This is a genomic window from Haloterrigena salina JCM 13891 (assembly GCF_000337495.1).
GTDB lineage: Archaea > Halobacteriota > Halobacteria > Halobacteriales > Natrialbaceae > Haloterrigena > Haloterrigena salina.
The window spans coordinates 84,657-107,790 of sequence record NZ_AOIS01000030.1; the positions used below are offsets into that span (position 1 = coordinate 84,657).

Sequence of the window (23,134 nt, forward strand, 5' to 3'; positions counted from 1 at the left end):
CCTAGTATTGTATTCCTATGCGATCTAAATTGCCCAATAATTGGACAATATGGAAATATATGGGCACATATTACTATATACCTCACTTGTTACGATGCCCGACCGAGAGCGGGGACTCGTCTCGCCGTCCGGTCCGATTCCCCCGTCGGTCCCGGCTCACCGGACGGCGCCGGCATCGTAGAGCGCATCGATCTCCGCGCCGCTATAGCCCGCCTCGACGAGATACCGGCGCGTGTGTTCTCCCTGCGTCGGGACGCGCTCGTCGAGTTCCGCACGCTTCGCCGTCGCTGCGGTTTCGTCGTCGAACCGGGCCGGAAATCCGATCCGCGGCGGGGCGCCGTCCGGACGCTCGACGAGATCTCGCGCCTGGAACTGGGGGTGCTCGAGCATCTCGGTGGGCGAGTAGACGCCGGCGAACGCCGCGTCGACGCCCTCGAGGGCCGCCTCCCACTCGTCGCGGGTTCGTTCGCGGAAGAGATCGCGGAGTTCGGGCTCGAGGGCGGTGCGCACGGCCGGATCATCCGTCCCGTGCTCGTCGGCGAGGTCGTCCCGGTCGACGGCCTCGCAGAACGCCCGCCAGAACCCCGGTTCGAGGGCCGCGAGCGTCACCCAGTTCCCGTCGGCGGTCTCGTAGCAGTCGTACCACGGATAGGCGCCCGTCAGCGGCGTCTCGCCGGGTCGCGGCTCGGCGGGGTCGCCGGTCGCGGCCTGGTAGGCGACCGGCTGGGCGAACGAGGCGACGACGTCGGCCATCGCGACGTCGACGTACTCGCCGCCGGCGTTTCCCAGTTCTCTCGAGAGCAACGCCCCGACGATGGCGAACGCGGCGAACAGCCCGCCGGCCATGTCGCCGATCGGGTAACCGGGGACCTGCGGTTTCTCCCCGAGTGACTCCCGCGTCAGATCGAGCAGGCCGGCCAGCGCGACGTAGTTCAGGTCGTGGCCGACCCGATCCGCCCACGGGCCGTCCTGGCCGTAGCCGGTGAGCGAGCAGTAGACCAGTTCGTCGTTGTACTCGGTGAGCGTCTCGTAGTCGATCCCCAGCCGGTCGGCCACGCCCGGTCGGAACCCCTCGAGGACGACGTCGGCGTCCTCGACGAGTCGGTAGAACGCCGCCCGTCCGCCGTCGGTTTTCAGGTCGATCGCGACGCTGCGCTTGCCGCGGTTGACCATCTCGAAAATCGCGCCGACGCCGTCGGCCGTGTCGGGTTCCATCGCTCGAGCGTAGTCGCCGGCGCCGGTGTCCTCCACCTTCACCACCTCGGCGCCGCAGTCGGCCAGCAACTGCGTCGCGTAGGGGCCGGGCAGCAGCCGCGAGCAGTCGAGCACGCGAACGCCATCGAGTCGCATACGGTGTCCTCGTCGCCCCGATAGTTTACCGTATGGGTCGTCGCGCACGAGAGCCGAAAACGAGGTCGCGAGCCGCGAACCGAACTACGACCGTTGGGTCGCTGAGCCGATGTCGAAGAACTCAGCGTAGAGCCCCTTCGCGAGGGCGTCGAGGTTCTCCTCCGCTTCGCTCGCGTCCATGGTGTCGCCGACGCCCTGCCACTCGACCGAGAAGCGGCTGATCGGGACCAGCGCGAGGCCGCCGATACGGATCTCGCCGTCGGGGGTGTGGACCGTCCACTCGGTTCGCATGCCGTCGGACGACCGGGTGACGTCCTCGATGTGGGCGCCGGCGTCGACCCACCGCTCGACGAGGCCGTCGGTGATCCGCCGAAGTCGCCGCTCGCCGAGCACGTGGGCGCCGACGCCGCCGCCGACCAGCACGGCGAACGCGGTGAGGGCCGTCGGCACGCCGCCGTAGGGGATGTTCACTGACGCGGCCAGTCCGCCCACCGCGACGACGAGGACGAGGATCCGTACGTCGACCGCGCTGGGGACCGTCCCGGTCCAGGCCGATTCCTGCGTCGATTGCTCGACCTGCGCCGGCTGCTCGAGTTGCATGGTACTCGCGGATGGGGACGACGTCCCGGTAGCCGTTGTCCTGTCTCAGTTCCGGCTTTATGGTCCGATACTCACTCGTAATCGAGTAATTCACCGTCGCCGTGTCGTTCGCGGAGGGTCTCGAGTTCCTCGCGCTGTTCCTCGAGGCGCGGCGTCAACTCGTCGTACGCGTGCTCGAAGATGTTGCGCGGGTCGGCCTCGGCGGATTCGGCGCGGTCGACCAGCTCCTCAAGGGTGGCCTCGATCTCGGACTCGATCGTCTCGATCCCGTCGTCGTCGAGGACACCGCGGTTCCGGAGGTAGGTCTCGAATCGGTCGATGGGATCTCGCTCGCGCCAGCGCTCGACTTCGGCCTCGTCGCGGTAGGCCGAGGGATCGTCGGCGGTCGTGTGCGCGCCGTAGCGGTACTGGACGGCCTCGATCAGCGTCGGCCGCGGCCGGCCGTCGTCGCCGGAACGAGCGTCGAGCGCCGTCTCCCGCGCGGCCCGCGTGACGACGTAACTCGCCAGCGGATCCATCCCGTCGACCTGCACGCCCTCGAACCCGTAGGCGCCGGCCTTCTGGGCGATGGTGGCGCTCGCGGTCTGGTTCTCCCGCGCGATCGAGATGGCCCACTGGTTGTTGTTACAGAAGAAGATCGTCGGGGTGTCGAAGACGCCAGCGAAGTTCATCGCCTCGTGGAAATCGCCCTCCGACGTGGCCCCGTCGCCGAAGTGGACGACGCTCGCGCGTTCGTCGCCGTTCAGCTTCGCGGCCCACGACCAGCCGACCGCGTGGGGGAGGTGGCCGCCGATCGAGATGTTCAGCGGGAAGACGTCGATCTCGGCCAGGGCCGCGTTGCCGTCCTCGTGGCCCATCCAGTACAGCAGGTACTCCCACGGGAGGTCCCGCGAGACGACGGCCCCGTGTTCCCGGTACTGAAAGGAGAGCATGTCGTCGTCCGCGAGCGCGTACGTCGAGCCGATCTGCGAGCCCTCCTGACCCGCGAGCGAGGCGTAGGTTCCCAGCCGACCCTGCCGCTGGAGGCTGATCATCCGCTCGTCGAACCGCCGGGAGAAGCGCATATCCCGGTACATCGACCGCAGCGTCTCGTCGGCGAGGTCCGGTTCCAGTTCCGGCGCGACGATCGTCCCGTCGGTGTCGAGGATCCGGATCCGGTCGTCGGGTTCCCGCTCGAGAACGGCGCGCTCTACGGCGTCTCCTGCCATACCTCGAGCCTCTGTCTCCGGCCACATAACGATATCCCGCGGCGCGGCCGCGCCGCCGCCGACCCCGACGATTTCTGGCGGCGAAAATCCGCGACACCACTTTAGGTGTCTCGAACGAAGGGATGGGTATGGACGATTCCGACGTCACCGTCGATGTCGAGGTAGAGGTCGAAGTCGACAGCGAGGAACTCGAACTCGAGGCCGAGGATCGCCGCGAGTTCGAGGGCGAGTTCGAGACGGACGGACTAACGATCGAGGTCGAGGCGGAGATTGAGGTCGAAGGTGAGGAGGAGGCCGACGAAGCGGAGGAAAGCGAGGCGGAAGCCGACGAAGACGAGGACGAGGAGTAAGTCGCGATCGATTCGCGTCCGTCCACTGCTCGACGGGCGACCATCCAGCGACCATCGTTTTTAGCGGCTGATTCGATCACGGAGCGGTCGCTCGGCGCCGGAACGCTTCCGGACCCGCGACGGGTGAAGTCGGTTTTATCAATTAGCCGAATGAATAATCATCCATGTACCGCGTTCTGATGCCCGTCGACACGAACGAGAGCCGAGCGATCGCGCAGGCCGAGTACGTCGCGTCGCTCCCCGACGCCGCCGCGTCCGTCGAGGTCTCGATCCTGTTCGTCTTCACCGACGAGAACGAGGACCTCCCGGAGGAGATCGAACGCTACAAGTCCGCCTCGCGGGTCGCGTCCGTCCGGCGCGCGCGGGAGCGCCTCGAGGAGGCCGGCGTCGACGTCACCGTCCTCGAGGGCAGCGGCGAGATCGAGGCGGACGACGTCCTCGAGGCGGCCGACGAGCGCGACGCCGACGCCATCGTCCTCGGCGGCCGGAAGCGATCGCCCGTCGGAAAGGCTGTCTTCGGGAGCCTCACGCAGTCGGTGATCCTGACCAGCGACCGCCCGGTCGTCGTCACCGGCGGCCAACGAGGGGAGTGAGTGGCCGCCCGAACCGACCGGGACCCGGACCGTCGCCGGGATTTATCACGCGCTCGGGAGACGGTAGCACATGGCTCTCGAGCGACCCGATCTCTCCGGCAAGACGGCGTTTATCACGGGCACGACCCGCGGCATCGGCAAGGCGATCGCGCTCGCGCTGGCCGAACAGGGCTGCAATATCGTCTCGACCGGCAAAACGAGCGAGGAGGACGAGGACTACGCGGAGAGCGACCTCGAGGGAACGATCGAACGGACGGCCCGCGAGGTGCGGGAGCGCGGCGTCGAGGCGCTGCCGATTCAGTTGGACGTCCGCGACGAGGCGGCCGTCGAGGCGGCCGCGGAGCGGGCCATCGACGAGTTCGGAACCGTCGACATCGTCATCAACAACGCGAGCGCGATCCAGTTCGCGGCCGTCGCGGAGCTCCCGCCGAAGCGGTTCGACCTCCTGACCGACGTCAACGTGCGGGGAACGTATCTCGTCTCGCGGGCGTTCGCGGACCACCTCCGGGAGGCCGACGACTCGTGGCTGCTCGCGAACGCGCCGCCGGTGACGATCGATCGCGCGCCGGATCTGGCACCGTACGCGTGGTCGAAACTCGGCATGACCTTCCTCACGCTCTCGATGGCGAGCGAACTCGCGGCCGACGACGTCGGCTGTAACGCCTTCTGGCCTGTCACGGCGATCGATACGCGCGCGACCCGACACTTCGGGATGGGGACCGAAGACGACTGGCGTACTCCGGAGATCGTCGCCGATGCGGTCCTCGAGATGCTCTCCCGGGATCCGGCCTCGTTCACCGGGAACGCTGTCTACGACGAAGAACTGTTGCGCGAGGCGGGACTCGAGGACTTCTCGCGGTACAACCTCACCGAGGGCAATCCGGAGCCCGGTTCGGCGCAGCTGTTCGATCCGGACTACCAGCGGCCGGAGTGAGGAACGGGTAGTTACCGTTCGACCGGCGTTCGCTTCTTCGGAGCGGCCGCGACGACGAGCGGGGCCGTACCGAGCGCGACTGCGGGTGCGGCCGGCTCGCCGCCGTCGCCGCCGGCGCTCGAGTTGTCCTCGGTCTCCTCGATGACGTAGCGCTGGCCGAGCATCGGATCGAGCAGGCTGTCGACCTCGCCGCGGTCGTCCCGGAGGACGGGCGCGTCCGAGGTGTCCGGCTCGTCCATGTAGTGGTCGATCTCCTCGGCGAGGTCGATGCCGAGGTCGCGCTCGTCGTTTCGCTCGGCGAGGTCGGCCTCGGAGAAGTCGGTCTCGGCGTTAGTCGCCGCGATTTCGATGTTCTGGATCTCGTTCGTGTTCGAGGTCCGGAACGCGTACGTGCCGCCGAAGGCCTCGTCCATCGTCTTCCACTGGGCGCGGTAGAACTCGCCGGCGGCGCCGCTCGGCGCGGCGATGACGTTGGCGTGGAAGACCCCGTCGTCGGCCAGCCGATCGGAGGCGAGTTCCATGAACTCGACGGTGGTCAGGTGGAAGGGGACCTGATCCTTCTTGTAGGCGTCGAGGACGATCACGTCGTAGGTCTCGTCGGTGTTCTGGAGGTACTGCTTGCCGTCGATGGTGTGGCTCGTCATGTTCTCGCCGTGCTCGAGGCCGAAGTACTCCTCGGCGGTGTCGGTCACCTGCGGGTCGATCTCGACGACGTCGACGTTGACGTCGTAGCGCCGCTCGAAGTCCTTCGGCCCGGTGTACCCGCCTCCGCCGATGAACAGCACGTTATCGACGTCCTCGACGTCGTCGGTCAGCAGCATCGGCAGGTGGAAGTACTTCGTGTACTCGAAGACGTGGCGCTCGGGTTCCTCTAGGTCCATCGCGCTGTGGCGGGCGCCGTCTAAGTACATCGTCCGAACGTCGCCGTCGTCGACGACCTCGAGTTCCTGGTAGGCGGTCTGAGTGTGGTAGACGACGTCGCCGCGGTGGTCGAGCGCGATCGGCCCGGCGCCGGTCGCGACGACGAGCAGGACCGCGATGCCGACGCTCGCGAAGGTCGGCTTCTGGGGCAGCGAGGGCGCCTCGATGGCCACCGCCGTCGCGACGAGGGTGATGCCGAAGACGAGGCCGATGGTGTCGACGGTCAGCGCGGGAATGAGGACGAACGTCGTCGCGGCCGAGCCGAGGATGCTGCCGATCGTCCCCAGCGCGTAGACGTGCCCCGACGCTTCGCCGGTGCCCTCCTTTCTGGAGAGTTCGGCCGCGTAGGGGCTGATGAAACCGAGTAGGTAAGTCGGCGGGCCGAACAGGATGATCGAGGACGGGAGGGCGGCGTACCGCGCCGGCAACGCCAGCGCGGCGGTCTGGCTCAACAGCATGTCGCTGGCGTAGATGACGACCGCCATGTAGACCGCCGTCCCGAGCAACAGCCAGGTCATCTCCCGGTTGGTCGCGTCGGTCGCTCGCTTGCCGCCCTGCCAGTAGCCCAGGCTCAGGGCCGCGAGACAGACCGTCATGATGCCGCCGACGGTGTAGATGTGGCTCCCGAACTGCGGCGCGACGATCCGGAGGGCGAGAACTTCGATCCCCATGCTCGTGATTCCCGAGACGAAGACGGCGAGTTCGGGGTTCGCGGGTCGATAAGAGAGCGCGGTCCGCGCAGTCATTCGTTTCGACATTGGGGCCCGACGACGAGAACTTGTCGCCTCGACGGCGACCCGCGGGAGTCGTCGCGCTCAGGGCCGCGTCATCACGAGGGCGAGCACGAACAGCCCGATCGCGGCGGGGACGACCGTCGCGGGGCCGAACTCGAGGGATCCCACGATCGACGCCCCCCAGACGATCAGCACGGCGAACAGCGTCGACAGCACGGCGTTCAACGCGAGCAGCACGCGCGGATCGCCGCGGGAGGACTCGAGGCCCTCCTCGAACCCGTTCCGCTCGTCGTCGGAGCCGGCGGACATGCCCGAACACGGGGGCGACGCTCACTTAGTCGTTTCCTCCGGCGAGGCCCGTCGTCGACCGGCGCCTGCCCGGCAGAACGGTCACCGCGGCGCCGCCCCGGCCGCCGTCACCAGCATTTATCCCAGTCGGCGCGAACGTGGCGGGTATGCGCGAGGTGACGGTCTCTCGAGTCGTCGACGCGACGCCCGCGGAGCTCTCGGAGTGGCTCGATCCGCCGACGATCGTCCGCGCCGAGGGGAGTTTCGACGTCGAGGCGGTCGAGGACCGGGACGACGCGGTGGTCGTCCTCGCCGGCGGCCCCGGGATGGCCCTCCCGCTGCGGTTCGAGGACCGAGACGGCGCGATCTACTACACGCAGGAGGGCGAGCAGGGCCCGTTCTCCCGCATGGAAACGTGGATCGAACTCGAGGGCGCCGACGACGGTACTCGGGTCGCGGTCCGCTCGTCGGTCTCGCTGTCGGCCCCGCTGCCCTTCGGCGACCGGATCGCCGCCTGGAAGCGGAAGGGCGAGTGCTCGCGGCTGCTCGAGGCGCTCGTGGACGCGTTCGGTTAATCAGGGCTCGCGCAGCGCGACCGCTTCCTTCTCCTCGTCCGGGAACGGATTCTCGAGGGCGTCCGCTCGCTCCCACTCCTCGTCGGTGACCAGACAGTCCTCGAGGGCCGACCGGAGCCGCGCTTCCCGCGTGTCGGTGCCGATGAAGACCAGTTCCGTCCGGCGGTCGCCGTGCTCGTCGTGCCACTCCAGATCGGGCCGGTTCGAGCGGTACAGGTCGCGGCGGACCTCGGGGAGCGCGGCGATCCAGGGCCCGCGAACGCTCGCGCGGACGGACGGGCCCGCCTGCGCGACGTCGATTTTGACGTCCCGGCCGGCGATCCACGCGACGCCCTTCGAGCGCACGATGCCGTCGGGAAGGCCGCGCAGCACCTCGGCGAACCGCTCGGGGTGGAAGGGGCGGTGCGCTCGGTAGACGAACGAGTCGACGCCGTAGACCTCGTCGGGATGTCGGTGGTCGTGGTCGTGGTTGCCATCTTCGGCGTCGCGATCGCGGTCGGCGTCGTGCCCGCCGTGTCCGCGGTCGTCGTCCAGCGCGCGCTGCCAGCCCGCCGCCTCCGCCGTCCGGCCGGGATCGAACAGCCCCACGCCGAGGAGGCGGTCGGGATCGACCGCGCTGAATTCTGTCCGGATCGTCTCGGCCTCGGGCCGGAGCGCCCGGACGAGCGCCTCGGCCTCCTCGAGTTCCGCGGGCTCGCAGAGATCGGTCTTGTTGAGCACGACGAGGTTCGCGACCTCGAGTTGCTCGATCAGCAGGTCCGAGAGGGGGCGCGTGTCGCCGTCGCCAGCCGACTCCCGCTGACCCTGGCGCTTCGGAATCTCATCGCCGGCGAAGGTATCGAGGAAGAGCCGGGTGTCGAGGACGGTCACGAGCGCGTCGAGGTCGTAGCTGGCGGCGACCCGCGAACTGGTCGTAAAGAGCCGCGCGACCGGTTCCGGCTCGGAGATCCCCGAAGCCTCGACGAGCAGGTGGTCGAACTCGCGCTCGCGGGCCAGTCGGACGACCGCCGTCTCGAGGTCGTCCTGCAGCTCACAGCAGATACAGCCGTTCGAGAGCTCGGCGACGCCGCCCTCGACGTCGAGGTCCGACCCCTCGGCGACGAGTTCGGCGTCGACGTTCACGTCGCCCATGTCGTTGACGAGCACGGCCAGGTCGCGGTCGTCCACCGTTCGCAGGAGGTGGTTCAGCAGCGTCGTCTTCCCCGCGCCGAGTCCCCCCGAGAGCACGGTGACGGGAGCGGCGTTCGAATCCGAGTTCATAGGGTGTCATTGTGCCTCGAGGGCCAAGAACCGTCGTATCGGCGCCGTTCGATTCCGCCGATTCATCTCGATTCGATGCCATTATTAGCGTTCAGTTGCACCGTTTATTACGGGAGCTGCGTCGCAGTAAGACACACCACCCGCTCCCGTTTTCACGGCGCAGTGACCGAAGAGCCGTGACTCCGTCGGAGCGGGCAACGCGCGATCTGTCGTTTCACGCCGATCCACGTAATTGTTTGGCAGACATTCACCTGACGAAATACATTGCTGTCGCGTCCCCGGCGGACGGGGTGCGTCAGCCCGGTCTCGTTCCCGCGCGATCGCCCGCCGCGACAGCTTTTTGTCTCCGGGCCCGAGCATGACCGACGATGACACTCGCCGAGCGGATCGCCGCGTTCCGGGCCACCGTCGAAGAGTGGCTCCGCGGGCTCTACCACGGGATGTTCACCCACCCCGCCTACGAGAAGATCGAGGCCGAAGCCGAGGACACGGAGGACGCGTTCATGCTCGCCTGCTTCCCCGACGCGTTCGGGATTCCCAGTCCCGTCTCCTACTACACGGCCGAACTGCTGCCCTACCTCGAGGACGAGTACGAGGCCTGGGAGCGCCGCATGTGGGACCGCCAGTCCGTCGTCGAGCGCAAGGGCCACCAGTATCACTTCTGAGCCAATGACGACCTTCACGTTCTTCGGCGGCAAGGGCGGCGTCGGCAAGACGACCGTCTCGAGCGCCTACGCGCTCGAGTGTATCGACGCGGGGCTAGAGACGCTCGTGGTCTCGACGGACCCGGCCCACAGCACGGCCGACGTCTTCGACCAGGAGTTCGGCGACGACCCGCGTCCCGTCGAGGGGTACGACGGGCTCTCGGCGATGGAGATCGACCCCGAACGGGAGGTTCAGGATCACCTCCAGGAACTGCGCCGGCAACTGAACGCCCAGCTCTCGGCGGCGATGGTCAACGAGGTCGAACTGCAACTCGAGATGGCCCACCAGACGCCGGGGGCCTACGAGGCCGCGCTGTTCGACCGCTTCGTCGAGGTGATGCGCACGGCCGACGACTACGATCGAGTCGTCTTCGACACCTCGCCGACCGGTTCGACGCTGCGACTGCTCGCGCTGCCGGACCTGCTCGAGCGCTGGATCGACCGGCTGATGGACAAACGCGAGCGCAGCATCGACCTCTACGAGAAGGCCGCGATCGGGAACCAGGAACCCCGCCGCGTAATGGAGGGCGATCCGATCCTCGCGCGCCTGCAGGAACGCAAGGAGCGCTTCGAGTTCGCCGGCGAGGTGTTGCGCGAGGACGCCGCCTTCTACCTGGTGATGAACCCGGACGAACTCTCGATCCGGGAGACGGCCCGCTCGCTCGAGACGTTAGCCGAGGCCGACCTGCCGGTGCGCGGACTGGTCGTCAACCGGCTGACGCCCGAGCCGGAACCCCGCGAGGAGGGCCGTGGCGCCCGGTATCTCCGCGAGCGCGTCGAAACCGAGCGCGACCGCCTCGAGCGGATCGAACGCGAGTTCGAACCGCCCGTCGTGGCGACGATCGAGACGCGCGTCGAGGAAGTGCGCGGGAGCCTGCTCGAGGACGTCGCGAGCGAACTCGAGATCGCCGTCGATACCGAGTGACGGCGCCCGGTCGTATTCGGCCGCTGCGCTTACCGTTCCGTTATCGACGCTGATAGAACGCCTCCCGAACCGGAGCGTTCCGTTATCCGGTCGTTACGGGGTCGACCTGTCATAATACACAGACCTACCGCGATCCACAATGAATTATATTTATGTTCTTCCCGTACCTCCCGGGCTAGAGAGAGGGTACCATGGCAGGTGTAATATGGATCGTGGCACTGGTGCTGGTGACGTTTTCCGTCTCGTACGTCGCGTACGGACGGTATCTCTCGCAGTTCGTGGGGTTAGACGACAGTCGAGAGACGCCGGCACACAAGTACCAAGACGGTCAGGAGTACGTTCCGGCGAAGAAGCCGGTACTACTGGGGCATCACTACTCGAGTATCGCGGGCGGCGCGCCCGTCGTCGGCCCGATTACGGCCGCGCTGGTCTGGGGTTGGGTCCCGGCCGTGCTGTGGGTCGCGATCGGTAATCCGCTGTTGGGTGCGGTACACGACTTCGTCTCGCTGTCGAGCAGTCTCCGACACGAGGGGAAGTCGATCGGCTACATCATCGGCGAGTACGTCGGGGAGCGCGGCAAGGACATGCTGCTGTGGTTCGCGTTCCTGCTGACGATTCTCGTCGTCGCGGTGTTCGCGCTGGTCATCGGCGTCGTGCTGAACGCCTACCCGTCGGCGGCGACCGCGAGCCTGCTGTACGTCACGCTCGCGTTCGTCTTCGGGGTCTGGCTCTACCAGCTGAACCTCCCGTTCTCGGTCGGGACGATCGTCTTCGTCGGCGGCGTCTTCGCGTCGGTCTGGGTCGGCATCCAGTACCCGCTCGCGATCGTCCCCGGCGACTACCCCGCCGGGACGACCGTGCTGTTCGAGTCGACGCCGTTTTTCGTCCCGTCGCTGCTCGAGAGCGCGAACATCGGCGCGTGGGTGCTGGTGATGCTCGTCTACGGGGGCGCCGCCAGCGTCCTGCCGGTGTGGATGCTGCTACAGCCCCGCGACTACCTCTCGTCGTTCCTCCTGTACGCGGGGGTCGGCGGGAGCCTGCTCGCGGTCATCGTCGGCACGCTCATCACCGGGATGGGGACCGACGCCGTCCACCCCGAGACCGGCGCGCAACTGACGCTCGACATCACGACGGGCGCCTGGTACGGCTTCCTCGGCCAGGGTGGTCCGCTCGCCGAGATGCTTCCGCTCATGCCGCTGTTCCCGCTGTTGTTCCTGACCATCGCGTGCGGGACGATCAGCGGCTTCCACTCGCTGGTGTCCTCGGGGACGACGGCCAAACAGTTGAACAAGGAGACCGACGCCAGACTGATCGGCTACGGCGGGATGCTCGCGGAGGGGCTCCTGGCGGCGGTCGCGCTCTGTGCGGTGACGGTCGTCGCGATTCCAGCCAGTAGCGGCGGGATCGGACTCGCGTTGCCCAACTTCGCGACCGGCGGCGGCGCCATCCTCACCGCGCTCGGCATTCCGTTCGAGTACGCCGCGCCCTTTATGGCGCTCGTGCTCGCGAGCTTCCTGCTGACGAGCATGGATACGGCCGTCCGACTGGGCCGATACATGTTAGAGGAGATCGTCGGCACGCCGGAGACGCCCGTCGAGGAGTACGCGGCCAACCGCTACGTCAACACGTCGATCATCGCGCTCGTCGCGTTCTTCCTGCTCGGCAGCGGTCGCTGGGAGGACCTCTGGACGCTGTTCGGCGGCGCGAACCAGCTGCTGGCGTCGCTGGCGCTGCTGACCGGCACCGTCTGGCTGGCCAACTGGAGCGAGTCCAAGCAGCTGATCTCCACGGGCGGTCCGATGGCGCTGATGGGCTTTATCACCGTCATCGGCCTCACCTGGACCGGCCTCTACCAGATCCTCGGCGGTCGGCTGCTCGGCATCACCGCCGACGCCGAGACGACGCTGCTCGGCCAGGCGTCGGCTGTCGTGCAGATCGCCATCATCGCGGTCCTCATCGGGCTGGCGCTGTCGCTGTTCAAGATCGGCTACGATAACATGCGGACGGCCCGTCGCACGGGCGGCGGGGTCGCAGCCGACGTCACCTCGGACGACGACTGAATCCGATCGCGACCGCGACTGGCAATTTCGACGCCGAACCTTCCTTTTTCGGCGACTCGAGACCAGCAGAAGCGCACTCGAGCCGCCGTTTCTCCGTTCGCTGTTTCGCTCTCGCGTACGGCAGCCGGCAATCCGGGGCTACAGCTGCAGCCGCCGGGAAAGCAATCCGAGAAGCCCCGGTTCGTCGGTTTCGATCGGGTCCCAGAGCCGGAAGGCGGTCGCGGCGTCGGCGTTCTCGCTTGCGACCAGTTCCTCGCAATCGGGCGCGACGACGGCCAAATTGATCTCGTAGTGGCCGTGATACCCCCACTTCAGCAGCGTTCGGCCGTCGTATCCGGCGACGCGGTCGCGGATCTCGTCGGGGATCGACGGAGCGACCGCGACGAAGGTAAACTCCGTCGAGAAGTGTTCCTCGTCCGGTTCGATCCACTCGTCGGCCAGCCGCTCGCCGAGGTCGACGAACCGATCGAGCGTGCGGTCGTCGACGCTGTCGACGCGCCTGACGAACAGGTGTTCGGTCGACTCGTGTTCGGCCAGCGAGAGCGCGGGGTGGAGGAAGTGCTTCTTGTTCACCAGTTCCATCCGTCCGTACAGCGTGAACCGCTCGCCCTCGACGGCGTAGTCCTTCTCGAGGTCGTAGTTGTGAAACAGCCGGTCGCTCACCCGGTCGACGTACTCGTCGTCCCAGTCGGGGATGGCCTCGAGAGCGGCGTCACCGGTCGACTCGGCCGCGGGCTCGAACGACTCGGCCTCGTCGGGGTCGCGCGTGCTGTCACTCATGTGGGTCACCGGATCGGGCGTCGCGTGTCGGCTGCCGGTCGAGACCGGCCGTCTCGACTCGAGGGCTGTCCATGCGTCCCGATGGCACGACACGTCCAAAAGTCCGTCGGCACCGCCGTCCGCGCGAACCGCCGCTCCAACAGGACTTAAGAGTCGAGCGATCCTATTACGGATAATCGACCATGACAAACGACCGCGAAGCGTGCGGCCGCTGCTCGGTGTCAGTCGCAGTCGACGTCGCGAACGAGGACCGGGACGACGACGAACGGACCGCCCGCAACCCGTACGAGGAGGGCCGCATCGAGGTCGACGAGACCGAACTGAAAACGCTGTCGCCGGACGGTTGGATCGCCGACCTCTCGAGCCGGTTGAACGACGCGGCCCAGCGCGTGATCTGGCGGCGGTAAGCGGATCCCAGCGTCGCGTCCGGATCAGAACACTGCCACCGCGACGAGGACGAGCGCGGCGATCACGGCTCCGAAGACCACTCCGGAGACCTGCAGCGCTTCCGCCGCGATCGCGAGCAGAAGGGCGACGATCGCTCCGAGCGCTGCGACGGACCGGCGCTGTCCGTTCGGGGACGCCTCGCGGTCCGCTCGATCGGGCTCCGCGTCCGTCGGGGCCGCTGCCGCCTCGAGATACGGGCGAAACGACTCGAGTCGCTCGGTCGGCCGCACGATTCCGCGCGACTTGTCGTACTCGATGACGCCGGCCGTGTCGAGTTTCGGCAGGTGTGACTGGTAGAGCGGAATGTAGACGCGCTGGCGCTGCGCGGAGGTGAGCTCGGCCACGGTCGTCTCGTGTTCCCGCGCGGCGACGTGTTCGGCGACGTCGCGCATCTTGACGGGACCGTCTTCTTGCAGCAGGTATCGGATCGACTCCCGCCGTCGGAAGGTCTGGAGGATGTGGAACGTTTCGTCGGGGGAGAGGGCTGCGGACGCTTCGGTGTCCGATTCACCGGAATCGCTGGCGGAGGCGTTCGGCGGATGCACGGGGCGGTCTGTAACTGACATACTGCTCACTCGAGTAGGCGAATCGGATCGACCTAAACTTTATTGTATCAGGTTAGTGTTGGGACAATAACGATATCTCTCGCGATATTCTCCGTCGGGGTGATCGAATCGATCGTCCGACGGAACGCGACGATTCACGAACCCGTGCCGTCCGACCTCGATCCGCTACGAGATTCCGCTACGCCACGCGCCGTCTCTCGGACGGTCGGGACGTCCGCTCCACCGGCGTCGGCACCCGACTCGAACGGAGTGCGTCGTCGCGGATCGACGTCGCATCCACCGGTCGGTGGTCATTCGGACCCCTCCGCGCCGTCCCCGTCGCGGTCCGATCGCACCTCGAGGTACCCGCGACTGGAAACGGTGATTCGAAACCCGCGAGCGGCGAACGAAACCGAGCGCCGATCCGCGGTCTCGCCGGACTCGGATGGCGACAGAAGCCGGTCGAGCGCATCGGGGTCGATCACGTCGTACAGCGGTGCGTCGAATCCGCCGTCGGAGAGGGAGTCGAGCGCCGAGACGACGGCGAGGCTCGGCGGCGTCGTCCGCGCGTCGTAGGCGATCCGATAGGTGTCCGTTTTCGGCTCGTACTCGAGTGTCTCGATGGCGTCGGGCGTTCCCCCCGTCATTCCGGTTCGTCGACGAGTTGTTCGCCGAAGTGATCGAACGGCTGTCTGTGCGAACTCTTGAACACCTTTGAGTTAGTGATCGAGAGACCGATCGCGCTCAACTCGTCGCCGACGCGAGCGATGTCGTCGGTATTCGTCCCGACGGCTTCGATCCGAACGTTCTCCGTCCCGTCGAGGACCTCCTGCACGCTCACGACTCCGCTTACGCTTCTGGCCGTCTCGGCGAGCGCGCTCCGTTCGACGCCGGGCGCGCTACAGACGAAGAGCACGTGTAACTGAAGTCCCGCGTTGTCGTAGTCGATTTCCGGATAGTAGCCCCGGATGACGCCCTCCTCTTCCAGTTGCTCGATGCGATTCCGAATCGTACTGGCCGAGACGCCGATTCGATCCGCCATCTCGCGCGTCGTGATCTGCCGAGAGTCGTGTTGGAGTACGTATATAATCCCCTTGTTGACGTCATCTAACTCCATGAATCACGATTTTGCAGTACTCGCCCCCTGGGATCATATTTTCCCCAAAATACGACGGTACGGTTTACAATCAGCAACCGAAGGGTGAAAATATCTAGTATACGACGGGTGGAACTGTATTCTTCGCAACTATACAGTACCGTAAAAACGAATGTGAAGATAGATATCGTGTTGCGGCCCCGGGCTACCGGCCGCTGGCGACGGACGCGAACGGATCGCGGCGAGCCGCCGAACGGAGACGGCTCTCGTCACGAATCATCGGTGTCCCGTTCGTCTCACAGCAAAACGCGGATCGCACCGTCTCGAGGCGCCGACCGGGCACTCAGTTCGTCGTGATGACCTCGATCACGTCGCGGGACTCGACCTCGTAGTCCTTGCCGAGCTGGCGGTTCGTCCGGCAGTCGATGGCGTGCAGGAAGCCGTCGCCGATGTCGGAGTGGAGGCTGTAGGCGAAGTCCTCGGCCGTCGAGTTCGGCGGGATCAGGTAGCAGTCAGGCAACACCTCGCCCCGCTCGTTGCCCAGCCCGTTCGCGCCGCCGGGGAACACCGGCACGACGCCGAGCACGTCGAACAGCGCGGTCTCGAGGGCCGCCTGGACGCCCGTCGCGCCGTACTCGGAGAGGAAGTCCCGGATCTGCTCTAGGCCCTGTTCCTGGTCGCCCGAAATATCGCCCGTGATCTCGAAGTCGGCGTCGCCGGGGCGGTAGTCGACGACGTCGGCCTTGTCGGCCGATTTCAGCGCCTTCTCGGCGTGGGCGCTGCAGGGGACGATCGTCAGGTGGTCGTACTCGGGGTCGTTCGCGATCTCCTCGTAGTTTTCCTGTGCCTCGGGCGTGTCCATCTTGTTCGCCGCGATGACCATCGGCTTGGTTTCCGTGCGGATCTCGCGCGCGAGTTCGAGTTTGTCCTCGTCCTCCCACTCGGCGGGGTTGAAGCCGACGTCCGTCCGCCGAATCAGGCGCTTGATCTCGTCCTCGTTGGTCTTGAACGCGCTCATCTGCTCGGCGAGTTCCTCCTCGATGGCGTCGTCCTCGGTCGTGTAGCCAGACTCGTATCGGTTGATTCCCTTCTCCAAGACGTCGAGATACCACTGGTCGAGTTCCTCCTCGAGGAAGGCGATGTCCTTCCGGGGGTCGTGGTCTTCGGTGGGTTCGCCCTCGAGGTCGGTCTGACCCGAGAAGTCGACGACGTGGACGAGCACGTCGGTCTCGTTCAGGTCGCTGAGGAACTGGTTGCCCAGCCCCGCACCCTCGTGGGCGCCGGGGATGAGGCCGGCGACGTCGACGAGTTTCGTCGGGACGAACCGGGTCCCGTGGTCGCAGTAGCCGACGTTGGGGGTACACTCCTCGTCGAACTCGGGCGCCGCACAGTCGACGCGGACGTAGGCCTCGCCCACGCTGGGGTCGATGGTCGTGAACGGATACGCGCCCTCGGGCACGTCGTTCATCGTGGCTGCATTGAAGAAGGAGGACTTGCCGACGGAGGGTTTGCCGACGAGTCCGATCCGGTAACTCGTACTCATTATCCGTCCGAGGAGCGGGGTGACTAAACGGGTTTTCCTTCCGGCCCGGGTGTGTTATGCGGATTCCTGGCACGGAAGAGGGTCGTGATTCCGCTCGAGACAGGCGGCGACCGCAGTGGGGGCGGGCCCGCGTCGACTCGAGAATCAGTATACCTATCACCGACCGGTACTGACGGGCGTCCATGAAGGTCGGCGCACACGTATCCATCTCCGGCTCGCGCGTCTCCTCCGACGACGAAACGCCGCCGTACGACGATCTCCGCAACGCGGTCCACCGCCAGCGCGCGTTCGGCGGGAACTGCGGACAGATCTTCACCACCTCGCCGCAGGTCTGGGCCCAACCCGAGATCAGCGACGACGCCGCCGACGGCTTCCGCGAGGAATCGGACGAACGACTCGAGGGGCCGTGGGTGATTCACTCGGCCTATCTGGTCAACCTCTGTACCCCGAAGGACGACCTCCGGCGCAAGTCCAAAGAGAGCATGCAGGCGGAGCTCGACGCCGCCGAGAAACTGGGTATTCCGTACGTCAACGTCCACCTCGGCGCGCACACGGGCGCAGGCGTCGACGGTGGCCTCGACAACGCGGCGAGTCTTATCGACGAACTCGACGTTCCCGAGGACGTTCAGATTCTCATCGAGTCCGACGCCGGCAGCGGGACCAAGCTCGGCGGCGAGTTCGAGCACCTTGCGGGGATCATCGACCGCACCGAGACCGACATCGGCATCTGCATCGACACCGCCCACACGCTGGTCGCCGGCAACGACCTCACGACCCCCGAGGCCGTCGACGAGACCGTCCAGCGGTTCGACGACGAGGTCGGACTGGAGTACCTCGAGTACATCCACCTCAACGACTCGAAACACGACGTCGGCACCCACAAGGACGAACACGCGCTCATCGGCGAGGGCTACATCGGTGAGGACGGCATGAAGGCGATCGTGAACCATCCCGACCTGCGGGATCTGCCGTTCGCGCTCGAGACGCCGACGGAAGACGGGAAAGGCTTCGCCTGGAACATCGAGAAGGTGAAGGAACTGCGAGACGCGTAAGCGTCTCGAGAGAGCGAGCGGGGAACGAGTGGCCCGCGAGCTGCGCGACTCGGAGTGAGCGCGGTTCGGAGCGAACGAAGCGAGCGAGGCGTTCCTTTGCGTATTCGTTTCCTACGCTCGTTGATTGGTACTTCGATCAAAACGGACGGTGAAGCGCACTGTCCTGCGATCGTGGTAACAGGGACTCGCCACACCCTCCCCAGCCGATTCGCTCACGTCGTTCGCTCATCCCTCGCGCGGTATCGTCAATCAGCCTCGCTATCGCTCGGCCGACCGACAGCGCGCGCCACCGCACATCGGACGATCTGGCTGCAGTGGATTGGAAAGCGACGATGTCGATCAACACCGCTGGCCGACTCCCGACAGCGACCGCGTGTCGAAAATCGACCCGTTTTTACTCGAGACTACCATACGACGGCTCGTGCGCGAGTTCTCCGAGGACTACCTGCGTCGGACCCGCGAGGGGATGTGGGACGACTCCCGCGAGGCCCTCGAGCCCCTCGCCCTCGAGTCCCACCAGCGAATTCTGGACGTCGGCTGCGGGACCGGCGAGCTGAGCCGCGTCCTCCGCGAGGAGGCGCCCGACCACGCCACCGTCGTCGGCTGCGACGCCGACCGCGAGTTGCTCGAGATTGCGGTCGACCACGACGACCCCGTTCCCGCCGTCGCCGGCGACGCCCTTCGCCTCCCGTTCCCCGACGACAGTTTCGACCTCGTGGTCTGCCAGGCGCTGTTGATCAACCTGCCCGATCCCGCGGCCGCCGTCGCGGAGTTCGCCCGCGTCTCGACGGATCTCGTCGCGGCCGTCGAACCGAACAACGCCACCGTCGAGATCGACTCGAGCGTCGAGCGCGAGGGGCGTCTCGAGCGGCGGGCCCGCACCGCCTACCTCGACGGCGTCGGGACCGACGTCGCGCTCGGCGCCGACGCCCGCGCAGCGTTCGAGGACGCCGGCCTCGAGGTGTGCGAGACGCGCCGGTACGATCACGTCCGGACGGTCGAGCCGCCCTACAGCGAGATGGCGCTGGTCGCGGCCCGGCGGAAGGCGACCGGCGCGGGGCTGGCCGACGACCGCGAGACGATGCTCTCGGGGGACCTCACCGAGGCGGAGTACGACGACCTCCGGGGCGCGTGGCGCGAGATGGGACGGGACGTAATCGAACAGATGGAAGCGCGGGAGTACCACCGCGAGGAGGCGGTGCCGTTTTTCGTCACCGTCGGTCGAGTCCCTTGACAAATCTCGAGAACGGGTAGCACTGCCAGATCGTCCCGTCCGTACCGGCCGCCCTTAGCGTGACGATCGAATGATGATCTGATCCTTCACCGTCTCGATGCGATCGACGGGAACCCACAGCCGGTCGTCGTCGGATCGCTCAGACGCCGACCTCGGGGAGCCGTCGCCGGGTTCGACGACGAGGTCGAGCAGCGCGCCGGACTCGGGGTCCATGGTCACGGTGTGGAGTCGACCGAAGATTTTCCCGTCCGTTCCGACGACGCGTTTTCCGCCCAGATCTCGTGCGAATATCTCGCTCATACGTGTCCGGCCTACGTCCCATCACAAATGAGTTCGGTTCCTCCTCACTCGAAGCGCCTCGGATCGGACCGCGACCGACGGCGGGTTACATGTAAACGCGGCGCCAACAGTTCGTCATGGCTGCGATCGAACTCGAGGGGCTCACCAAGGACTACGGCGAGGTGCTGGCCAACGACGGCGTCACGTTTTCCGTCGAGCGCGGCGAGATCTTCGGCTATCTCGGGCCCAACGGCGCCGGCAAGACCACGACGATCCGGACGCTGCTCGGTCTGCTCGCGCCGACGGCGGGGACGGCTCGCGTGCTCGGCCGCGACGTCACCGACGAGGACGCCCTGCTCGAGGCCAAACGGCAGTTGGGCTACCTGCCGGACGCCCCCGCGTTCGACGAGACCGCGACGGGCCGGGAAGTCCTCGAGCTCCACGCCGCGATCAAGGGCGACGAGCGCAGCGAGGCGTTGCTCGAGTTGTTCGAACCGCCCCTCGATCGGCCGGTTCGGGACTACTCCCACGGCAACGTCCGCAAACTTGGCCTCGTGACGACGTTCATGCACGATCCGGAGCTGGTGATCTTGGACGAGCCGACGAGCGGGCTCGACCCGCTGATCCAGCACCGCTTCGCCGAATTCCTCCGCGAGGAACGCGAGCGCGGCGTCACGGTGTTTTTCTCCTCGCACGTGTTGAGCGAGGTCCGGCGACTCTGCGACCGCGTGGGGATCATCCGGAACGGACGCCTCGTGACGGTCGAACCCGTCGAATCGCTGCTCGACCGCAGCGGAAAGGTCGTCCGACTGCGCGCCGCTGCCTCGATCTCCCGGGAGGCGCTCGCGATCGACGGCGTCCACGACCTCGAGACGAGCGTCGTTCGCACCGGCGGCGACAGTGACGGCGAGGGTTCGGAGATCACCGAGTGTACGTTCACCTTCACCGGCGACGTCAACGCGTTGCTCGCCCACCTGCGGGAGTACCGGTTGCTCGATCTGTCGATCGAGGAGGCGCCCCTCGAGGGCGTCTTCATGCGGTTTTACGGCGGCGAGGAGTCCACCGACGCCGAATCGAAGCCGGGACTGACCGAGCGGCCGGGGGGCGGTTGAGATGCTCGAACTCGCTCGGTACGACGGTCGCCAGCGACTCAAGGGGAGCCTCTACCTCTCGGCCGCCATGTCGCTGCTGGCGGTCACCGTCGTCTGGATCTACCCCTCCTTCAGCGGCTCGTTCGACGACGTCGACGAGGAGTTCCTGCAAGCCTACCCCGAGGGGGTCATCCAGCTGTTCGACATCCGGACGATGGCCTCACTCGAGGGGTTTCTCGCCTTCGAACTCTACGTCTTCGGCTGGACGATCCTGCTGGGGCTCTATCTGGCCTATCTGGGGGCCGGGACGATCGCCGACGACGTCGAGCGCGGGCGGATGGACGTCCTGCTCTCGATGCCGATCTCGCGGGCCCGGACCGTCGCGGAGAAGTTCGCCTCGCTGGCCGTCCCGATTATCGTCGTCAACGTCGTCACTCCGATCGTCGTCTTCGTCGCCGCGACGCTGGTCGGCGAGCCGATTTCGGCCGCGGACCTGGTGGCGCTGCACGCCCTCTCGGTGCCGTACCTCTTCGCCTGCGGGGCCATCGGGCTGGTCGCCTCCGTCGCCGTCGACCGCGTCGGTATCGCCCAGCGGCTCGCCCTCGGGATCACGTTCGGGCTGTTCATGCTCGAGTCCCTCCTGACCGGCACCGACTACGAGTCGGTCGGCGCCGTCGCCCCCATGCGATACTTCGATCCCAACGCCGTGTTGCTCGAGAGTTCGATCGATCCGGTCCACGCCGGAATTCTGGTCGCGATGACACTCGTCCTCGTCGTCACCAGCCAGCGCTGGTTCGAACGGAGCGATATCGCCTCGTGAGAGGGGCCCTTCTCCAACGGACCAGAGAACGACTAACGAATTCGATCCTCGAGTAAGCGATCAAGCCGTCGAATTCGCTTCCAAGAAGCGGAGTGTAGAGAAGATCGCTTTTCGAATCGCTATCCCAGTCGCTCGAGGACCGCGCTGCCCTCGAGGTAGGCGAAGTCGTGTCGGTCGGCGTAGGCGCGGGCGTCGGCGGGCGAGAGCGCCGCGCCGGTCTCGTCGTCGAGCATCTCGCAGACGACGACGGCCGACGGAAGGTCGGCGGCCTCGGCTAAGGCGACGCCGAGTTCGGTGTGACCCTCCCGCTGTGCGAGCAGGTCGGGCGCGGCCTTCAGCAGGTGGACGTGGCCGGGGACGCGGAACTCGGCGGCGAAATCGGTCTCGGCGGGCGCGGCGGCGGCCTCGCCCAGCGCGCGGATCGTCGTCGAGCGGTCGTCGTCCGTGATCCCGGTGTAGGTGTTGCGGTGGTTGACCGTCAGCGAGAACGACGAGCGCTCGTCGTAGCCGAGTTCGTGGTCGCCCGTCGCGGGGTGGTCGACTTCCTCGGCGTAGAAGGGCAGGTCGAACGCCTCGGCGACCTCATGGCCCAGCGCGACGCAGACCAGACCGCCCGCGTCGTTGCGCAGGCGGGCGACGGCCTCGGGCGTGACTGCGTCGGCGTGGTAGATCAGGTCGGTCTCGCCCTCGCGATCGGCCGCGTCGTGGACCAACACCGGCTCGCCGGCCCGAAGCGACTCGAGGGCGTCGTCGACGGCGTCGGCCCGCGCGGCCCGACTGGCACCGCCGTCGGCGCTCGCGTTCGGCTCGCCGTCCGCGGTCGATCGCGGTCCGGCGTGGTGGCCGGTCATTCGCGACCACCCACGTAGACGACGACGTGATCGTCGTCCTCGAGGCCGAGTTCCTCGCGGAGCTTGTGCGGGGCGATGACCTCGAGCTGGTCCTCGTCGTGGTGGGTCCGCTCGGGCGCGATGATGTGTGCGGTCTCGTACCGGCGGCCGTCGGCCGTCTCGATCGTCGCGGGATGGCAGACCGCGGGGCCGTAGGTGCGGTCGTCGTCCTCCCAACCGTCGATCGGCACGGGCTCGAGCGACGACATGGCGCCGCGCCGGCGGACGCTGTCGTCGCGCAGGTCGACGTTCAGCGTGCCGGGGAACGGCTCGTAGCCGAGTCGGTCCTCGAACTGGCGCTGGTAACCCGGCAGGGAGATGTAGTGGCGGCCCTCGCCCATGCCGCTGGTGACGGTGCCGTCGAGTTCGATCTCCGAGTCCGTCTCGAAGATGCGACGGTAGTCCTCGTACTCGGCGTGGAGCGCGTGTTCGCCGTCGTCGGTGATCGCCACCCACTGGCCGTCACTGACCGTATCGCGCTCGAGCAGCTCCGCGCTCTCAAGGCGCTGGAGCCGGCGCGAGGCGGTCTGGTTCGACGCGTCCAGTCGATCCGCGAGGTGAGAACAGGAGATCTTCACGTCGCCCTCGAGACCGCCCTCGAGCGCGAGCAGTTTGAGCACGGCGAGTTCGTCGTGCCCGACGGCGGACTCAGCTGAGACTGACATACCCGAGCCTATGGGCGGATTCCCTAAAAGCATACCGAATGTGGTATGCGTACCAAAACTGTGATGGCGTTGTCGAGCGTTTATCGCGTGTCCTGCAATCCCGCGCCCGGCGCAAAAAGCCACCGGTCCCCTCGAGGTTTTCAGTCCGATTCCCCCGCTCGACTCGCACCACCGAAATTCGCGGCGCTCG

Annotated in this window: 26 protein-coding genes; 12 read left to right on the forward strand and 14 right to left on the reverse strand. The window is 66.8% G+C overall.

Going from position 1 to position 23,134, the window contains the following annotated elements; genetic code table 11:
- Positions 1-156 precede the first annotated feature (156 nt).
- The 3 genes from C477_RS08515 to pdhA form a co-directional block, all read right to left on the reverse strand.
- A complete protein-coding gene (locus tag C477_RS08515; RefSeq protein WP_008894064.1) occupies positions 157-1,350 on the reverse strand; it encodes a CaiB/BaiF CoA transferase family protein in 1,194 nt (397 codons plus the stop codon).
- 84 nt (positions 1,351-1,434) lie between these two features.
- Positions 1,435-1,950, reverse strand: coding sequence for a hypothetical protein (locus tag C477_RS08520; RefSeq protein WP_008894065.1), 516 nt, complete (start codon positions 1,948-1,950; stop codon positions 1,435-1,437).
- 71 nt (positions 1,951-2,021) lie between these two features.
- Positions 2,022-3,158: a pyruvate dehydrogenase (acetyl-transferring) E1 component subunit alpha gene (gene pdhA, locus C477_RS08525; protein WP_008894066.1), complete on the reverse strand. Its 1,137-nt coding sequence runs from the start codon at positions 3,156-3,158 to the stop codon at positions 2,022-2,024.
- A gap of 128 nt (positions 3,159-3,286) precedes the next feature.
- Here pdhA and C477_RS08530 point away from each other — a divergent pair, with 128 nt between their 5' ends.
- The 3 genes from C477_RS08530 (at position 3,287) to C477_RS08540 (ending at position 5,035) form a co-directional block, all read left to right on the forward strand.
- Complete coding sequence (locus tag C477_RS08530) at positions 3,287-3,508, forward strand: hypothetical protein (protein ID WP_008894067.1); 222 nt, start codon at positions 3,287-3,289, stop codon at positions 3,506-3,508.
- Between the two features lie 164 nt (positions 3,509-3,672).
- Complete coding sequence (locus tag C477_RS08535) at positions 3,673-4,101, forward strand: universal stress protein (protein ID WP_008894068.1); 429 nt, start codon at positions 3,673-3,675, stop codon at positions 4,099-4,101.
- Between the two features lie 70 nt (positions 4,102-4,171).
- Positions 4,172-5,035: an SDR family oxidoreductase gene (locus C477_RS08540; RefSeq protein ID WP_008894069.1), complete on the forward strand. Its 864-nt coding sequence runs from the start codon at positions 4,172-4,174 to the stop codon at positions 5,033-5,035.
- An 11-nt stretch (positions 5,036-5,046) separates the two neighbouring features.
- Here C477_RS08540 and C477_RS08545 read toward each other — a convergent pair whose 3' ends face one another.
- A complete protein-coding gene (locus C477_RS08545; RefSeq protein ID WP_049914435.1) occupies positions 5,047-6,702 on the reverse strand; it encodes a spermidine synthase in 1,656 nt (551 codons plus the stop codon).
- A 69-nt stretch (positions 6,703-6,771) separates the two neighbouring features.
- Complete coding sequence (locus C477_RS08550) at positions 6,772-6,999, reverse strand: hypothetical protein (RefSeq protein WP_008894071.1); 228 nt, start codon at positions 6,997-6,999, stop codon at positions 6,772-6,774.
- A gap of 146 nt (positions 7,000-7,145) precedes the next feature.
- On the opposite strand from C477_RS08550, the gene C477_RS08555 reads away from it, so the two are divergent.
- A complete protein-coding gene (locus C477_RS08555) occupies positions 7,146-7,553 on the forward strand; it encodes a hypothetical protein (protein ID WP_008894072.1) in 408 nt (135 codons plus the stop codon).
- On the opposite strand, the gene C477_RS08560 is transcribed toward C477_RS08555, so the two are convergent.
- A complete protein-coding gene (locus C477_RS08560; RefSeq protein WP_008894073.1) occupies positions 7,554-8,813 on the reverse strand; it encodes a CobW family GTP-binding protein in 1,260 nt (419 codons plus the stop codon).
- Positions 8,814-9,181: 368 nt separating this feature from the next.
- Between C477_RS08560 and C477_RS08565 the strand changes: the two genes are divergently transcribed.
- The 3 genes from C477_RS08565 to C477_RS08575 all read left to right on the forward strand — a co-directional run bounded on the left by C477_RS08565 (position 9,182) and on the right by C477_RS08575 (position 12,502).
- Complete coding sequence (locus C477_RS08565) at positions 9,182-9,478, forward strand: hypothetical protein (RefSeq protein ID WP_008894074.1); 297 nt, start codon at positions 9,182-9,184, stop codon at positions 9,476-9,478.
- A 4-nt stretch (positions 9,479-9,482) separates the two neighbouring features.
- Positions 9,483-10,442: an ArsA family ATPase gene (locus C477_RS08570; protein ID WP_008894075.1), complete on the forward strand. Its 960-nt coding sequence runs from the start codon at positions 9,483-9,485 to the stop codon at positions 10,440-10,442.
- A 191-nt stretch (positions 10,443-10,633) separates the two neighbouring features.
- The gene (locus tag C477_RS08575; protein ID WP_049914436.1) at positions 10,634-12,502 is read left to right on the forward strand and encodes a carbon starvation CstA family protein; all 1,869 of its coding nucleotides are present in this window, start codon (positions 10,634-10,636) and stop codon (positions 12,500-12,502) included.
- Positions 12,503-12,640: 138 nt separating this feature from the next.
- Here C477_RS08575 and C477_RS08580 read toward each other — a convergent pair whose 3' ends face one another.
- Complete coding sequence (locus tag C477_RS08580) at positions 12,641-13,282, reverse strand: hypothetical protein (protein WP_008894077.1); 642 nt, start codon at positions 13,280-13,282, stop codon at positions 12,641-12,643.
- Positions 13,283-13,464: 182 nt separating this feature from the next.
- On the opposite strand from C477_RS08580, the gene C477_RS08585 reads away from it, so the two are divergent.
- Positions 13,465-13,689 (forward strand): hypothetical protein, encoded by a 225-nt coding sequence (locus C477_RS08585; protein ID WP_008894078.1) that lies wholly within the window; start codon positions 13,465-13,467, stop codon positions 13,687-13,689.
- Positions 13,690-13,713: 24 nt separating this feature from the next.
- Here the strand turns inward: C477_RS08585 and C477_RS08590 are convergent, their stop codons facing one another.
- From C477_RS08590 to C477_RS08605, 4 genes are all read right to left on the reverse strand, one after another.
- Complete coding sequence (locus tag C477_RS08590; RefSeq protein WP_083870267.1) at positions 13,714-14,295, reverse strand: DUF7344 domain-containing protein; 582 nt, start codon at positions 14,293-14,295, stop codon at positions 13,714-13,716.
- Positions 14,296-14,585: 290 nt separating this feature from the next.
- Positions 14,586-14,921 carry a HalOD1 output domain-containing protein gene (locus C477_RS08595; protein ID WP_008894080.1) on the reverse strand — a complete coding sequence of 112 codons (336 nt, stop codon included), beginning with the start codon at positions 14,919-14,921 and terminating at the stop codon, positions 14,586-14,588.
- Positions 14,918-15,391, reverse strand: coding sequence for an Lrp/AsnC family transcriptional regulator (locus C477_RS08600; RefSeq protein ID WP_008894081.1), 474 nt, complete (start codon positions 15,389-15,391; stop codon positions 14,918-14,920). The genes C477_RS08595 and C477_RS08600 overlap by 4 nt, the downstream gene beginning before the upstream one ends.
- Positions 15,392-15,713: 322 nt before the next feature.
- On the reverse strand, positions 15,714-16,913 hold the full coding sequence (locus C477_RS08605; RefSeq protein WP_008894082.1) for a redox-regulated ATPase YchF: 1,200 nt from the start codon (positions 16,911-16,913) through the stop codon (positions 15,714-15,716).
- A 182-nt stretch (positions 16,914-17,095) separates the two neighbouring features.
- Between C477_RS08605 and C477_RS08610 the strand changes: the two genes are divergently transcribed.
- Both C477_RS08610 and C477_RS08615 read left to right on the forward strand, forming a co-directional pair.
- Positions 17,096-17,965, forward strand: a complete 870-nt coding sequence (locus tag C477_RS08610; protein ID WP_008894083.1) for a deoxyribonuclease IV — start codon at positions 17,096-17,098, stop codon at positions 17,963-17,965.
- Positions 17,966-18,386: 421 nt separating this feature from the next.
- Positions 18,387-19,199 (forward strand): class I SAM-dependent methyltransferase, encoded by an 813-nt coding sequence (locus C477_RS08615; RefSeq protein WP_049914440.1) that lies wholly within the window; start codon positions 18,387-18,389, stop codon positions 19,197-19,199.
- A 54-nt stretch (positions 19,200-19,253) separates the two neighbouring features.
- Here the strand turns inward: C477_RS08615 and C477_RS08620 are convergent, their stop codons facing one another.
- A complete protein-coding gene (locus C477_RS08620; protein WP_008894085.1) occupies positions 19,254-19,499 on the reverse strand; it encodes a PRC-barrel domain-containing protein in 246 nt (81 codons plus the stop codon).
- Between the two features lie 116 nt (positions 19,500-19,615).
- Between C477_RS08620 and C477_RS08625 the strand changes: the two genes are divergently transcribed.
- The gene (locus C477_RS08625; protein ID WP_008894086.1) at positions 19,616-20,590 is read left to right on the forward strand and encodes an ABC transporter ATP-binding protein; all 975 of its coding nucleotides are present in this window, start codon (positions 19,616-19,618) and stop codon (positions 20,588-20,590) included.
- Between the two features lies 1 nt (position 20,591).
- Positions 20,592-21,389 carry an ABC transporter permease subunit gene (locus C477_RS08630; RefSeq protein WP_008894087.1) on the forward strand — a complete coding sequence of 266 codons (798 nt, stop codon included), beginning with the start codon at positions 20,592-20,594 and terminating at the stop codon, positions 21,387-21,389.
- Between the two features lie 119 nt (positions 21,390-21,508).
- Here C477_RS08630 and ribB read toward each other — a convergent pair whose 3' ends face one another.
- A complete protein-coding gene (gene ribB, locus C477_RS08635) occupies positions 21,509-22,240 on the reverse strand; it encodes a 3,4-dihydroxy-2-butanone-4-phosphate synthase (protein WP_008894088.1) in 732 nt (243 codons plus the stop codon).
- Positions 22,237-22,944, reverse strand: a complete 708-nt coding sequence (locus tag C477_RS08640) for a DUF120 domain-containing protein (protein ID WP_008894089.1) — start codon at positions 22,942-22,944, stop codon at positions 22,237-22,239. The genes ribB and C477_RS08640 overlap by 4 nt, the downstream gene beginning before the upstream one ends.
- Positions 22,945-23,134: the final 190 nt, after the last annotated feature.

Bases quoted from the DNA above. Each gene is read 5' to 3' on its own strand.
- C477_RS08515 (WP_008894064.1), bottom strand. From the start codon at position 1,350: ATGCGACTCGATGGCGTTCGCGTGCTCGACTGCTCGCGGCTGCTGCCC.
- C477_RS08520 (WP_008894065.1), bottom strand. From the start codon at position 1,950: ATGCAACTCGAGCAGCCGGCGCAGGTCGAGCAATCGACGCAGGAATCG.
- pdhA (WP_008894066.1), bottom strand. From the start codon at position 3,158: ATGGCAGGAGACGCCGTAGAGCGCGCCGTTCTCGAGCGGGAACCCGAC.
- C477_RS08530 (WP_008894067.1), top strand. From the start codon at position 3,287: ATGGACGATTCCGACGTCACCGTCGATGTCGAGGTAGAGGTCGAAGTC.
- C477_RS08535 (WP_008894068.1), top strand. From the start codon at position 3,673: ATGTACCGCGTTCTGATGCCCGTCGACACGAACGAGAGCCGAGCGATC.
- C477_RS08540 (WP_008894069.1), top strand. From the start codon at position 4,172: ATGGCTCTCGAGCGACCCGATCTCTCCGGCAAGACGGCGTTTATCACG.
- C477_RS08545 (WP_049914435.1), bottom strand. From the start codon at position 6,702: ATGACTGCGCGGACCGCGCTCTCTTATCGACCCGCGAACCCCGAACTC.
- C477_RS08550 (WP_008894071.1), bottom strand. From the start codon at position 6,999: ATGTCCGCCGGCTCCGACGACGAGCGGAACGGGTTCGAGGAGGGCCTC.
- C477_RS08555 (WP_008894072.1), top strand. From the start codon at position 7,146: ATGCGCGAGGTGACGGTCTCTCGAGTCGTCGACGCGACGCCCGCGGAG.
- C477_RS08560 (WP_008894073.1), bottom strand. From the start codon at position 8,813: ATGAACTCGGATTCGAACGCCGCTCCCGTCACCGTGCTCTCGGGGGGA.
- C477_RS08565 (WP_008894074.1), top strand. From the start codon at position 9,182: ATGACACTCGCCGAGCGGATCGCCGCGTTCCGGGCCACCGTCGAAGAG.
- C477_RS08570 (WP_008894075.1), top strand. From the start codon at position 9,483: ATGACGACCTTCACGTTCTTCGGCGGCAAGGGCGGCGTCGGCAAGACG.
- C477_RS08575 (WP_049914436.1), top strand. From the start codon at position 10,634: ATGGCAGGTGTAATATGGATCGTGGCACTGGTGCTGGTGACGTTTTCC.
- C477_RS08580 (WP_008894077.1), bottom strand. From the start codon at position 13,282: ATGAGTGACAGCACGCGCGACCCCGACGAGGCCGAGTCGTTCGAGCCC.
- C477_RS08585 (WP_008894078.1), top strand. From the start codon at position 13,465: ATGACAAACGACCGCGAAGCGTGCGGCCGCTGCTCGGTGTCAGTCGCA.
- C477_RS08590 (WP_083870267.1), bottom strand. From the start codon at position 14,295: ATGTCAGTTACAGACCGCCCCGTGCATCCGCCGAACGCCTCCGCCAGC.
- C477_RS08595 (WP_008894080.1), bottom strand. From the start codon at position 14,921: ATGACGGGGGGAACGCCCGACGCCATCGAGACACTCGAGTACGAGCCG.
- C477_RS08600 (WP_008894081.1), bottom strand. From the start codon at position 15,391: ATGGAGTTAGATGACGTCAACAAGGGGATTATATACGTACTCCAACAC.
- C477_RS08605 (WP_008894082.1), bottom strand. From the start codon at position 16,913: ATGAGTACGAGTTACCGGATCGGACTCGTCGGCAAACCCTCCGTCGGC.
- C477_RS08610 (WP_008894083.1), top strand. From the start codon at position 17,096: ATGAAGGTCGGCGCACACGTATCCATCTCCGGCTCGCGCGTCTCCTCC.
- C477_RS08620 (WP_008894085.1), bottom strand. From the start codon at position 19,499: ATGAGCGAGATATTCGCACGAGATCTGGGCGGAAAACGCGTCGTCGGA.
- C477_RS08625 (WP_008894086.1), top strand. From the start codon at position 19,616: ATGGCTGCGATCGAACTCGAGGGGCTCACCAAGGACTACGGCGAGGTG.
- C477_RS08630 (WP_008894087.1), top strand. From the start codon at position 20,592: ATGCTCGAACTCGCTCGGTACGACGGTCGCCAGCGACTCAAGGGGAGC.
- ribB (WP_008894088.1), bottom strand. From the start codon at position 22,240: ATGACCGGCCACCACGCCGGACCGCGATCGACCGCGGACGGCGAGCCG.
- C477_RS08640 (WP_008894089.1), bottom strand. From the start codon at position 22,944: ATGTCAGTCTCAGCTGAGTCCGCCGTCGGGCACGACGAACTCGCCGTG.